The 12,826-nt window shown below is 47.9% G+C and carries 12 protein-coding genes; 2 read left to right on the top strand and 10 right to left on the bottom strand.

What is annotated here, in order from left to right; genetic code table 11:
- Window positions 1–28 precede the first annotated feature (28 nt).
- From ACJMM9_RS04165 to ACJMM9_RS04150, 4 genes are read right to left on the bottom strand one after another with little or no spacing between them, the layout of a single operon-like run.
- The gene (locus tag ACJMM9_RS04165) at window positions 29–874 is read right to left on the bottom strand and encodes a phosphorylcholine transferase LicD (protein WP_405324111.1); all 846 of its coding nucleotides are present in this window, start codon (window positions 872–874) and stop codon (window positions 29–31) included.
- Window positions 875–883: 9 nt separating this feature from the next.
- Complete coding sequence (gene tagD / locus ACJMM9_RS04160; RefSeq protein ID WP_088640306.1) at window positions 884–1,285, bottom strand: glycerol-3-phosphate cytidylyltransferase; 402 nt, start codon at window positions 1,283–1,285, stop codon at window positions 884–886.
- Window positions 1,282–2,127, bottom strand: coding sequence for a glycosyltransferase family 2 protein (locus tag ACJMM9_RS04155; RefSeq protein ID WP_405324109.1), 846 nt, complete (start codon window positions 2,125–2,127; stop codon window positions 1,282–1,284). The genes tagD and ACJMM9_RS04155 overlap by 4 nt, the downstream gene beginning before the upstream one ends.
- Before the next feature lies 1 nt (window position 2,128).
- Window positions 2,129–3,106, bottom strand: coding sequence for an NAD-dependent epimerase/dehydratase family protein (locus tag ACJMM9_RS04150; protein WP_405324107.1), 978 nt, complete (start codon window positions 3,104–3,106; stop codon window positions 2,129–2,131).
- A 148-nt stretch (window positions 3,107–3,254) separates the two neighbouring features.
- On the opposite strand from ACJMM9_RS04150, the gene ACJMM9_RS04145 reads away from it, so the two are divergent.
- On the top strand, window positions 3,255–4,010 hold the full coding sequence (locus tag ACJMM9_RS04145; protein WP_405324105.1) for a flavodoxin family protein: 756 nt from the start codon (window positions 3,255–3,257) through the stop codon (window positions 4,008–4,010).
- 220 nt (window positions 4,011–4,230) lie between these two features.
- Here the strand turns inward: ACJMM9_RS04145 and rpsI are convergent, their stop codons facing one another.
- The 5 genes from rpsI to sppA all read right to left on the bottom strand — a co-directional run bounded on the left by rpsI (window position 4,231) and on the right by sppA (window position 9,824).
- Window positions 4,231–4,635: a 30S ribosomal protein S9 gene (gene rpsI, locus ACJMM9_RS04140; RefSeq protein WP_014545713.1), complete on the bottom strand. Its 405-nt coding sequence runs from the start codon at window positions 4,633–4,635 to the stop codon at window positions 4,231–4,233.
- Between the two features lie 21 nt (window positions 4,636–4,656).
- Complete coding sequence (gene rplM, locus ACJMM9_RS04135; protein WP_405324103.1) at window positions 4,657–5,085, bottom strand: 50S ribosomal protein L13; 429 nt, start codon at window positions 5,083–5,085, stop codon at window positions 4,657–4,659.
- Window positions 5,086–5,302: 217 nt separating this feature from the next.
- Window positions 5,303–6,355, bottom strand: coding sequence for an acyltransferase family protein (locus ACJMM9_RS04130; RefSeq protein ID WP_405324101.1), 1,053 nt, complete (start codon window positions 6,353–6,355; stop codon window positions 5,303–5,305).
- On the bottom strand, window positions 6,330–7,412 hold the full coding sequence (locus tag ACJMM9_RS04125) for a hemolysin family protein (RefSeq protein WP_405324099.1): 1,083 nt from the start codon (window positions 7,410–7,412) through the stop codon (window positions 6,330–6,332). Before ACJMM9_RS04125 ends, ACJMM9_RS04130 begins: the two co-directional genes overlap by 26 nt.
- Window positions 7,413–7,526: 114 nt before the next feature.
- Window positions 7,527–9,824, bottom strand: a complete 2,298-nt coding sequence (gene sppA, locus ACJMM9_RS04120) for a signal peptide peptidase SppA (protein WP_405324097.1) — start codon at window positions 9,822–9,824, stop codon at window positions 7,527–7,529.
- 71 nt (window positions 9,825–9,895) lie between these two features.
- Between sppA and ACJMM9_RS04115 the strand changes: the two genes are divergently transcribed.
- Window positions 9,896–11,992, top strand: a complete 2,097-nt coding sequence (locus tag ACJMM9_RS04115) for a polysaccharide biosynthesis tyrosine autokinase (RefSeq protein ID WP_405324096.1) — start codon at window positions 9,896–9,898, stop codon at window positions 11,990–11,992.
- On the opposite strand, the gene ACJMM9_RS04110 is transcribed toward ACJMM9_RS04115, so the two are convergent.
- Window positions 11,989–12,816, bottom strand: a complete 828-nt coding sequence (locus tag ACJMM9_RS04110; RefSeq protein WP_405324094.1) for a hypothetical protein — start codon at window positions 12,814–12,816, stop codon at window positions 11,989–11,991. The two genes, ACJMM9_RS04115 and ACJMM9_RS04110, sit on opposite strands and share 4 nt — an antisense overlap.
- Between the last annotated feature and the right edge of the window lie 10 nt (window positions 12,817–12,826).

The raw sequence follows: 12,826 nt of genomic DNA, 5'->3' as shown, positions 1-12,826 counted from the left end.
AAATAAGGCAGCAAGTACGCAATTCGCATTACGAGTATTCTCCAAAGTCAACAGAATCGTAATTTCCGTGTCGATTGTAACGCTTTTCTACAGGTGGCAACTGCATATAATCGCCATACATGTTCGTCAGGTATTCTATATAGCCTTTAGGTATTGCAAACTCAGTATCTTCAAACGGAACTTTTATGGTTTCAACAAGTCCTTCTTTTGAACACGTTTCCTTATAGCCGTATGCACCTAGCAAATTTACGGCAACGGTTCCCGACGACAAGTTGTAAAATTTCAGGCTTTTCGAAATGATATTTTTCAATACAAAATCAGGCACCAGATGAGCAACAGCGCCCATTATCTTGGCAACGATCCATTTAACATTGGATTTCTTATTGTACAGGACTCTGGGAACATATCCCTTTTTATAAATGTAAAATTTATATGTAACCTGAAATGCAGCCAGCTGCAAAAGCCTTTTTCTTTTTGTCGGGGCTGCGGTATCGATCGGGAAAACATCCACAAAGATTCCCTGATGGACACTTTTGGGGGCATTGCGTTCAGGATACTTGGTTCCATTCAATTTTACTTTTGCAAAAGGGAACCCGTAACCTTTTTCCGTATCCCAAGTTTCTAAAAAGAACTTCTTCTTGTCTAGTTTTTCTTCCGCAATTTTGATAAACCGTTCATAGTCTTCCCTCAGCATTCCTACATCAAAGTCATCGTCCCAGGGAATGAAACCTTTATGTCGAATGGCACCAAGAAGAGTTCCACCAATCAGGAAATACGGAATTCCATTTGATTCACACAATTCCTTTATGGCTTTAGCGATATCCAATTGCAAAAGCTGCAACTTACGCAAATTTTTTTCAAAAACTTCGTTCACGGTTCCCTTCTATGCTTTTTGCACATTCAAATCTTTTTTTATCTGAGTCGTGCTTATTTCAGGTGTCCTTGGCAAATAGACTACTTCCACGCCTTCTTCTTTCAGGAAATCAAACTTTCCAGCCCAATCATCGCCCATTACAAAAGTATCTATATGGTATTCGTGAACATCCGTTCTTTTCTGTTCCCAGCTTTCTTCAGGAATAACAAGATCAACGTAACGAATAGATTCAACGAGAGTCTTTCGCTGTTCATAAGAGAAATAGCACTTCTTATGTTTTTCATTCCAGTTAAATTCATCGGAAGAGACAACAACGATAAGATAATCCCCAAGAGCCTTTGCCCTTTTCAGGAGATTAATATGACCATAATGCAAAAGGTCAAATGTACCATATGTTATAACGCGTTTCATAGCATTCCTCTAGCAAATCCAGCCACCAATTTTTCGATCTTTCGTGCAGACCACAAATAGCGATATTTCGTAAATAAGTACGCCAGCCCTTTTATGTGTTCCCAGTTGTGCTTACTGAAAAGCTTTTTGCGCGAAAGGCGCTGCCAGCTATGCAAGATCCTGGCATTTTTATTTTGGACAACTCCGAAGCCAGCCAACCAGCAGCGCAGGCAGAAATCAACGTCTTCAGGCGCATAAAAAATCTTCTCGTCCAGGTAGCCGACCCGGTCCAAAATCTCCGGCCGGAACATCCAGCAGGCGCTCATCAGGTACCCGACAGGGACAACTTTCTGGTCAGCCGGATAGCTGTAAAATTCAAGCGACTCGCCCCAACGCTGGGCTTTCTTTAAAGGCAGGACCTTGGAAAGCTTAATCGTCAATGTCGGTATCTTGCGGCCGCTATTTTGCAGAACGCCCGCTTCATTCCTCATTTCCGGCCCGACAATACCAACACGCTTGTTGTCCAAGGTTTTTACCATCGCCTGAATGGCATCGTCATTTACTTCGGTATCGGAATCCAGAACGCAAATGTAATCGGTATCAGGACTAATTTCCTTGAGGGCCAAATTACGCGGGACCGTAGTCCCTTCATTAACTGCACGTTTGATAACATGCAGTTGAGGATATTCTTTTGCCAATGAATCCAGGATTCCTACAGTCTTGTCTGACGATCCGTTGTCTACAACATACGCAGAAACATCAAAGGACTTCAATGCAAAGACAGAACGCACACATCGTTCTATAACGCGTTCGGAATTCCATGTAAGAATGACAAATGCTAAGGTCGGTTTTTTAGCGCCCATGCTACACCAGTTCCTCCTCTCCGCAATCTTTAAACCAATCACGGAAAGCGTCTTCTAGTGAATAGGAAAGTGGATAATCTTTCGCTAGTTTCTGGCCGTCGATATTTGTGCTCACCATCAGTTTTCTCACACGGGCAGGGCATATGCCCAGACCAAGGCCGCCAAACAAGCCACAGAGAGTCGCAGCGGCCATCATCGGTTTACGTGGGATAAAAGGAATCCGACGTCGCATGCCGGTCGCCTTGAGCATGGTATTGGCAATCTGCTCAATCGTGAACGACGGGTAATAACAGCAGTTGTAAAGCTTTGTTTTTTCGCCTTCAGCTTCGCCCATTGCAAGCATCACCCGAACCAGGTCCTTCACATAAATACAGGCTTTTATGGTGTCCTTGCGGCCAGCGTATGCAAACTTGCGCTTTTTCAGAGCCTTATAAAGGCGGGTCATATTGCCATTTTCACCCTTACCGAATACAATGCCCGGCCGTACGATCGAGAGCCTGCGACTTGCATTTTCAGCAGCCCACTCACGATGGATCTTTTCAGCCACCAGCTTGGAGATTCCATACGGGGTGTTCGGGGTCGGAAGAGTTTCTTCCGTCTTCAGTTCTTCCGCAGCACCGTACGGAGCAATGCTGCTCGTAAAGACGATATTTTCGATGCCATGCTTGCGGGCAAAATCGCAGACATTTTCAGCACCGCGAATATTTGTTTCGAAATAGGCGTAATCAGGATGCCCCGGAGTGCGGTGAATTGCGGCAAAGTTAAACACGAGAGTATTTGCGCCAAAATCGCCCTGCAATTCAATGGAGTTGCGAACATCGACACGCTGATAGGAAATCACACCATCTGATTGAGCGGTATCGGCAAGGAGGTCAGCAATGTATATCTTTGCATCTGGGTATTTTTCACGGAGCAGGTCCACCACATGCGAACCTATAAAACCACATCCGCCAAAAATGACAAAAGAATCAAATTTCATTACATCATCCGCCTTATTCATAACAGTCCTGCAATATAGAAAATATAAGAATAGTAAAATAAAATGCTTTTTTTTTCACTATATAATAGGCACAATTCCATATAACGGCACCTTTTTCCAGATGTTAATTTTTTCTAAATTTGGGCGCATGGCAGAAAAAAAGAAAATTCTCGTTATGGTCGCAAGCCCGAAAAGGGAACGTAGTGGAACCCTCATCCCGACAAAGGCTTTTGTTGAAGGGATCGAGCAAAATGGCGACTATGAAACCGAATATATTTTCATCGACAAGATGAACATCAAGCCGTGCCGAGGTTGCCTCAGCTGCTGGGGACGCGAGGACGGTTCGTGCTTCATGAAAGACGACGATGTTCCGATGATTCGCGAAAAGCTCATCAATTCGGATATTGTCATTTGGAGTTTTCCGCTGTTCCTGTTTGGCGTCCCGGGCCAGATGAAGGTCTTGATGGACCGCATCGTGGGCATGGTCCATCCGTACATGGGCCAGAAGCTCAAAGAAGGGGCTAACGCCATGGGCACCCCGCTACACGGGCTGCAGTTCCAGAAAGAGGGCCAAAAGATCATTCTGCTTTCGAGTTGCGCCTGGATGGACTTGGACGTGGTTTACGAGCCGGTCCGCAAGCAGTTCGACATCATTCTCGGTCACGAGGGCTACACGCTTATCGCCTGTCCGCAAATGCGTGCGCTCGACCACCGTGGCGGGCCGCGCCGCTTGAACATGCTCCGTGAAAAATACCGCAAGGGCGGCGCCGAACTCGCAACGACAGGCAAGCTTTCACAGGAAGCGATTGACTTGATGCAGAAGCCGATCTTTAGCGACGACGCCTACGAGACGCTCGTCGTGGAATTCGTGACGCACATGTTCGATAGAGACGATAATTTCTAGCGCCTTCGTTCGGCGAGTTACTAGTTAATAGTTATTAGTTACTAGAAATTTGTTAAAAGACGCGGCATTGCCGCATGTGTCATGCCCCGTCGGTGCGGGGCATCTTTTTTTTAGGAAAAATGCCGATCCCGGAACAGAGTCCGGGATGACGCTTTGAGAGACATAAATACAGAAAAACCCTGGCGAATGCCAGGGTTTTCCGTAAAAGCAAAATCGCAGATTAGCGCTTGCTGAACTGGAAGTGCTTACGAGCCTTCTTGCGGCCGAACTTCTTACGTTCAACGGCACGTGCGTCACGAGTCATGAGGCCTTCCTTCTTGAGAGCCGGCTTCACTTCTGCGTCGTTAGCAACGAGTGCGCGGGAGATGCCGAGACGGACTGCGCCCATCTGGCCAGCGATGCCACCGCCACGAGCGGTAACTTCGACGTCCCATTCTTCAGCGTTGCCAAGGATGGCGAACGGAAGATTTGCAATCATGTCCTGCACTTCAGAATGGAAGTATTCCTTGAAATCACGACCATTGATAGTGCGCTTGCCGGAACCCGGCTTCAGGATCACAGCGGCGATAGCGTTCTTACGACGGCCAGTGCCGCGGTAGATCTTCTTATTTTTTGCGGTAGCGATAGATTTATCCTCCGTTCTAAATTACAAGTCTACGACTTCAGGTTTCTGAGCAGCGAACGGATGTTCGGCGCCAGCAAAGATTTTGAGCTTCTTGATCATCTTGTGGCCAAGAGCGCTGTGCGGGAGCATGCCCCAGATAGCTGCTTCGAGCGGAGCAGTCGGGTTCTTTGCCAAGAGGTCGGCAAAGTTGATCCAACGTTCACCGGCGATGTGGCCAGTGTGGTGGAAATACTGCTTCTGGAGAGCCTTGTTGCCAGAAACGGCAACCTTTTCAGCGTTGATGACAACCACGAAGTCGCCAGTGTCGACGTTCGGGGAATAGATGGCCTTATGCTTGCCCATGAGGAGACGAGCAACTTCGCTAGCAACGCGTCCCATGGGTTTTTCAGCTGCGTCCACAAGCTTCCACTTGCGGGAGACAGTCTTCGGGTTTACCGTAATGGTCTTCATGTAAATCCTCTAGTGAGTGAAATTCCGGGGCACACGCGCCCCGAGAAAAGCAGAGTAAATTTAGATGATTTTTCGCAAGGGTTCAAGGGTAAAAAAACACTTTTTTGACAAAAAGCCCGAAAAATAAGGCTTACACACTATATCAATTATATCAATTAATACAATTGTACTAATATTTTAGCTACGCCGGTACGAAAGCCCCGCTCTTTACGGGCCATTAAAGAACCCGAATAACAGAGCGAACCTTGTCTAAAACAACCCCCGCAAAACATGTTGTTGCAGTAATCAAAACGGAAATCAAGAATACGACAAAAACATTTTTCTCTGAAAAAACAAGACCTGCAAAGAACGCGAACAGGGCCATAAACGGCATAGGTGGATAATGCAAAACCATAATATCCAAAGTCTTTTTCCCAACAAAACTAAGAATCTTTAAATCCGACGGCAATAATTTGCAAAACCATAAAATTCCGATAGACGCTAAAGATCCTGTCATCAAAAAAACAAACGGATTTCCATAATGAATCAGGTGCATATTTACACTATTATCCGTATATGTCTGAATAAGGGCAAAAACCGCCACAGAAACAAGACCAAGAGCGAAATCCCCCTTTTTAGTAAAACCAGCATTATTTACATGCGCAAACAAGCTTCCAACAAACAGGAAGAATACAGAAGGCGCCAATCTTGTAATTGAAATAAACAAATACAAAACCAGTTCGCAATCCTCAAAATGATGACGATACGAAGCAAAAAACAAATCACAAAGATATGTAACCACTGCAAGCACAAACAGCACAACAACAATCTTGGTCTTTGTACGTAACTTTAACCAGCAATTCATTAGAACAAAGATTATTTCTGAAAACAACAAATTCCATAAAAACCAAAGCGGAGCAAGGCCCCTCCCTGTTAAAATAGCGCATAAGCGTTCTTTAACGTCAAAATCATGGGAGGGTTGAACTAAGGATTGCACGAACATCAAAAGGACATAAAATGCGCTCCAAAAAAAATAGGGTCCCAAAAGCCTTTTGGCAGTCCTTGGGAGCTTTCCAATCTTTACATCCTTTAACGACAACAAAAATCCACTTATCACAAAAAACAAGGGCATATGGAAGCTGTAAATAAAATGATTAGAAAAATCCATCCCATCACAATATTTCTGCAAGCAATGCGCAAAAACAACTAGAAATATCCCCAACGCCCTTGCGTAATCCACAAAGACAATTCTTTCCTTACCCATTTTAAACCCGCTCTCCTTGGCGTTCATTTTTCCCTGCCGCAGTCTTCCGCATAAAGGCCAAGGCTTTGGACTTGCGGCGGGCGGTTTCCTGGAGGTTCACGGCGACATCGAATTCATCGACGATTTCACGGCCGAGGATTTCTTCGAGCACGTCTTCGAGACTCACGATACCCGCAATCGCACCGAATTCGTCAACAACACCCACCATGTGGCCTCGTTGCTTGAGGAATCTAAGCAACAGCTTGTCGGTCATGAGGCTATCAGGCACGAGCTGCATCGGGCGCATGAGCTGTCGGAGCTTCACATCGCGGTGGCCTTCGGCAAGCTGGTTGTACGCATCGCGGCGAAGCACAATCCCGATCCAGTTGTCCTTTTTGCCGTCGTAAAGCGGTACACGCGAGAACGGCCAGTTGCCGCGCTCGTCAAGAGTCTCGCCAATCGTACTGTCTGCAGAGAGAGTAAACACGACCTGTCGCGGCGTCATCACGCGGCGCACTGGGAGCGACTTGAGCGAAAGGATGTTCTTGATCACGAGAGCCTGCTGGCGGTCAATCACGTCTTCGCGAAGTCCGAGACTCACGAGGCTGTTGATGTCCTCGATGCTCACGTCCTTCTTTTCCTTGTCTTCGTGCGTCCAGTGCTTGGTAAGCGTGAGGCAAAGCCAGATGATTCCCGTCCAGCTGAGGATTTTCGTGATGTAGTAGAACGGCACGGCCACAAGCGGCGCGCAGACTTTCGCCTGCTTCACGCCGAGCGTCTTGGGCGTGATTTCGCCAAAGAGCAAAATGAGAACCGTGAGCACCACGGGGAGTAACATCGCCTGCGAAGGAGTCAAACGCTTCACCGCCAAGGCCGTCGCCAGGGACGCACCCACCGTATTCGCGACTGTATTCACCACAAGCACCGAAGCGATGTAGCGGTCGATATTATTCTTCACGTGCTTCAGGTAACGCGCGGTAAACTTCTTTTGGCGTTCCAAAACTTCCACCGTCGAAGGCGGGACGCTGTAGAACGAGGCTTCAGTCACAGAACAGAACGCCGAAGCGGCAAGACAACAAAAAACAGTTAAAGCAATTTCGAACATAATTTTGCGCCTCCGGCGCCTTCAAGTTACAGTTTCATCATTTTCAAGATGGCGATGCCCGAACAAGTCGGGCATGACAAAATGCACGAGAACAACATAGCCAATGACCATTGACTAATAACCATCAATCAGCATTGGTTCTATCGCCCAGAACTGGGTGCGTTCTATGTCGCGGATAAAATCTCCCATAGATTTCGCATTCACAAACGATTCAACAAAGGACTCATCCGTATTCAACTGCATCAGTTCGATATCCGTAGACTTCGGGATACCGGCAAGTTCACGGACTTCGTCAAGGGCATCGTCAAATCCGCCCAAGCTTTGCACAAGCCCGGCCTCTTTGGCCCTCCAGCCGACCATCACACGACCGCCACCATACGCGGAATCCACAACAGCCTGGTCAATTCCCGTCGCCTGCGACACAACGCCTGTAAAGCGGTCATAGAAATCATCCATATATTCCTGGAGCGCAGCCTTTTCGGTATCGGTCCACGGGCGAGTAAACGAACGCGCGTCGGCATAATCATTCGTCTTTACCGGTTCGGTTTTCAACCCGATTTTTTGCATCAAGCCAGAAGCGTCAATCTTTCCGCCGTAAATTCCAATACTCCCGACAATAGCAAAAGGTTCTGCAACAATCTTATCCGCACCGCAGGCAATGTAGTAGGCGCCCGAAGCTCCAATGTTTCCAACACTTGCCACGATAGGAATGTCAAACCGCTTCAAATTCTTGAGCGCTCCCCAGATTTTATCCGAAGCAATTGCATCTCCACCCGGCGAAGAAATCCGCACAAGCAAAGCCTTCACGCCCATTCCGGGGAGACGGCGCAAATTATCAAGAACCACCTCGCCCATGCGCGAATCAATTGTTCCATTGATGTTCAGGAGCGCAACCTTTGCCCGATGTATCCAGCTTTCGTCAAATATTTTCATGTTCGACGGAGACCATGTCCTAAAGCCCACATGGGGAGGGGCGTCCATATCGAAAAAGGTTTTTAGGGCGTAAGCAGGAACCTGGTCAATGTAAAGCAAAGTATCAACCAGCCCAGCCTTTTTCGCCCCAATCGCGGTGATGACCGGCTTTTGCGCAAGCGAATCAAGCATCTTCAGGCTCTCGGTCGAAGATCCCGTCTTTATCCGCTCAGCAACCCGCATACGGAGAATTTCCCAAAGATCCTTATATAGCGATTCCATATTGCTACGCGCATTCACCGACAAGGAATCTTCCATATAAGGTTCTACCGCAGACTTGTAGGCCCCATGGCGCAAAAATTCCACCTTGACACCTAATTTATCCAAAAGCCCCTTGTAGAACATAATCCCGCCGCCAAGCCCAAGCCAGGTAAAATGGGCCGAAGGTTCGACAACGATGCGGTCCACGCTTGCGGCCGCCATCAAATCCGAAGGACGCACATCATCCATATAGGCAATCACAAGACCGCCACGTGCCTTAATCTTTTTGACGTAGCGATTGATCTCTTCAGAAATCGCCATATTGCCCTTATAGCCCGAGAAGTCTAGCACAACAAGCCCTGCAGACGGATCCCTGAGCAAATGTTCGAACAAGTTTCGAACCTTCATCAGGCCAATGGAAGTTGGCTCGAAGAACAGGAATTTCTTTTCGACTTCGGTCACGTCCATGTTGAGCGGCACACGCACAATCTGCCCCACATGCGACGAGCGCGGATTGCGGGCTGCATGAAACCCTATGCTACCGCCCTTCGGCAAGAAATCATCAAAGATTTTAAGGGATGCATCAACGTGCCCGCCAAACGAAGTAGAAAGAGTAAGCGTGTATTCATCGTCATCGCCGTAGAGCGGGACCTTGAATCCAAAACGGTAACCGTAAAGCGAAAGTTCCAGAAGCAATCGATGCTCTTTCCAGTTCTCGACATCGTAACTCACATTGAGAAAATCGCCCATACGGATCGTGGCACCTGCATTGTGGATTCGTTCCATCGAAGAGGGGCCAACGTACAGCAAGTTTTCGCAAGAATATCCCAGCGAGAGCATGGTAAAAGGGCGAATCAGGATACCTGGAGAATAGCTCCACTCCGTTCCCTTGAAATCAGCGCTGCGAAGCGCCGTGATGCGACCGCCCCAGAACACGCTACGGTCAAAAAGCGGAAATCCGTGAGTCAGATTCCAGCGGGACTCATCCATTCCCTTGCCGTCAAAGCGGTACTCAAAACCCGCACCAAAGCGGTCCAGATTGCCACCCACGCGAAGTTCGGTAATGCCGTCGTCATATTGGTAAGTGAGAAGCGCACCCTTGGAATCCAGAGCCGAAAGCCCCGCCGGGTTCCCGAAAACACCATGGCCACCATCAAGTGAAACAAAACCTGATTCACCAGGAAGATAGGCAAAAACCGACGTAGTAAATGCAAATAGCGGTATTATAAATTTTCTCATCGATGATATAATAGAAAAATTGCTATTTTGATTTGAGAGTGTAGGAAAAAATTTAACACAGTGGTGGTTATATGGCTTCATCTTCTAAGAAAGAAGAAACAGACCTTTTCGATTTACTGAAAGAACTGGCTAAAAATTGGAAGATCATGATTCCAAGCATCATTTTGTCTGGAATCATCGGCGTCTTTGTCGCAATGTGGATCCGCCCTGTTTATAAAGTAGACGCCTTGCTGCAAATCGAATCGAAAAACAACAAAAGCCTAAGCCTCATGGGGGGCCTTGGCAATTTATTCGCTTCGACAAGCCCGGCCGCCACAGAAATCGAACTCATCAACAGCCGTCAGATCATCGGTGAAGCCGTCGAGAAGATGCACCTGCAATACATCGCAGACCCCATCAACAAGCTGGATAGGCTGACGCATCATGAAGGCCGCATGGAACTCAGCGCATTTGAAGTTCCCTGGGACAGCATTCCTGCGGACGAAAAAATCAAGCCCTGGATTGCAAAGGCCATCGACAGCCTTTCTTTTGAACTTTACGACCACAACGACAAGAAGATCCTGACAGGTATTATCGGACAAACATACAGGATCCCATATGCAAGGGATACTGTGATTTTCAGCGTATTCAACATGGAAGCCGTAGCTGGGCAAGAATTTGAACTTACAAAGCTAGACCGTCTGGACGCTATCGCAAAATTTAAGGGCGCTTTCGAAGTCAAGGAAAGAGGCAAGAAAACTGGAATACTGGAATTCAGCTACCAGGACATTTATCCAGACCGCGCAACAAAAATCGTAAACGAAATCGCCACGACATACTTGCGCCAAAACGTAGAACAGAGAAACGCCGAAGCCCAAAAGACTCTGGAATTTCTGGAAAAGCAGTTGCCCGACGTCAAAGCGCAAATGGACAGCTCGCTCCTCAAATTCAACACCTACAGAAACAAGGTCGGCTCCATCGACATCGATGCTGAAACAAGGCTCGTCCTTGAAAAGCGCACCCGTCTCCAGCAGAGCCTGCTTGAATTGCAACAAAAGAAACAGAGCGCCATTCGCCTGTTCCAGCCGGAGCATCCAACAATCAAGACTCTCGAAGAACAGGAAGCCGCCATCAAGCGTGAACTGGCTTTAAATTCCAACGAGACAAAGAAGCTTCCGGCAACGCAGCAAGAAGTACTCAAGCTCACAAACGAAGTTGACATGAGCAAGATCATGTACACGACCATGCTCAACAACATCCAGCAGCTTAAACTCGTTTCGGCCGGCGAAGTGGGTTCAGTCCGCATTATAGACTTTGCCGAAGAAGTCAAAAAGCCGTCAAAGCCAAGAAAAACCGTTATCGTATGCATTGCCTTGTTCTTTGGAGTTCTTCTGGGTGCATGCATCGCCCTGCTTAAGAGCAAGTTCAGCAACGGCGTTCGCGACGCACACTTCATCGAACGCGAAACCGGCTTCAGCGTTTACGCCAAAGTTCCCAAAGGCAATCCCAAGGGCACCAAGGGCACATGTCCGCTTGCCGTGGTCGAACCAGACGATGTCGCCATCGAATCGCTCCGCACATTGCGCAGTTCTCTTGAATTCAGCATGGACGAAGGTTCAAGCCCAATCATCGGCATCAGCGGTCTTATCCCCGGCGTAGGCAAGAGCTTTATTTCCGTAAACCTCGCCGCCCTATACGCAGGACTCGGCAAGAAGGTTCTGCTTATCGATGCAGACCTTCGCAAAGGACGCCTGCACAAGGAATTCGGGATCAAGCGCGGCAAGGGACTTTCTCAGGTGTTGTTGCACACCGCAACAGCAGAAGAAGTGATCAGCAAGACCGAAGTTGAAAACCTGGAAATAATCCCCTGCGGAAATGTTCCCAGCAACCCGTCCGAGCTACTGGGATCCAAGCGCTACAGCGACTTGATCCAGGAACTCAAGAGCAGGTACGACTTGATCATCATCGACACGCCGCCGATCATGCTCGTAACAGACGCCGCTCTCGCCTGCCGCGTTGCCGCACAGATCGTCATGGTCATCGAATACAACAAGCACAGTATCGACGCCATCCAGGACGGCATGAAGCAGCTTTTGAAGGGCAACAACACGGCACATGCAAGCTTTGTCATCAACAAGTACGAACATGGCCACAACGACGGCTACGGCTACAAGTACGGCAAATACTAGTCGAAATCCATCCTTGCATTAAAACCAAACGCGTGACCTGTTTCCATGCCAAACAGGTATCCGCGATTTATTTCGTAGGATAGCGATATCTCGAAGATTTTTTTGAGCCATGTGAAATAGCGGACCGCATCGACATGCATTTTGAAACCTCGATACAGATCGTCCATCTTACGGTACGGCTTATCGAGATTCAAGTTTTCTGATTCCTGGATGCGCCAACGGTACAGGAAAACATAGTCCAGCTTCCATCCGGAACGGTCACTGCGATACCACGGCAGCGTCCATGAAATAGATCCCTTAAGGCCCAGTTCATCTCCAGGGCGAAATCCGCTTTTTTCAAGAAACGTAAAAAATTCGATCGCCGCGCCAAGCGTCATATTTTGCGATAGCTCGTAAAGGCCAAACGGCGAAATTCCAAATCGGTGGAATCGGTTTACCTGGGAACCACCGCGTGGCGGGAATCGCCAATTCACATCGACGCCCCAAAGCGGAAACGGCATCATCTTGAAACCCAGATAGGATTCGTTCAGGCCATTCACACGCAAGTCCACCACTTCGTGAATTTGATCATGGAATTCGAGATTGTATTCATAACTCACAAACCGATACGCAAAATCGCCGAAAACGCTAAAGCACTTGCAAGGCGCATACGCTCCAGTCAAGTTCAGATCGGCGCTGTAGACGTCATCACGGAGTTCTGCAAGCCCACCCAGTTGCACAAAGCTTTCGGGGGTGCGCACTGGGAAAACCGGCTCGCGGGCAAACGCGACAAACGAACCAGGCAAAAGCAAAAAGACGAAAATCCTTTTAAGAAGCGCAATCATCAAGTACCGC

The organism is Fibrobacter sp. (assembly GCF_045112255.1).
In the GTDB taxonomy this organism is placed as follows: Bacteria; Fibrobacterota; Fibrobacteria; order Fibrobacterales; family Fibrobacteraceae; genus Fibrobacter.
Note: the sequence above shows the minus strand (reverse complement) of the source record. Positions and strands in the feature narration are given on the sequence as shown.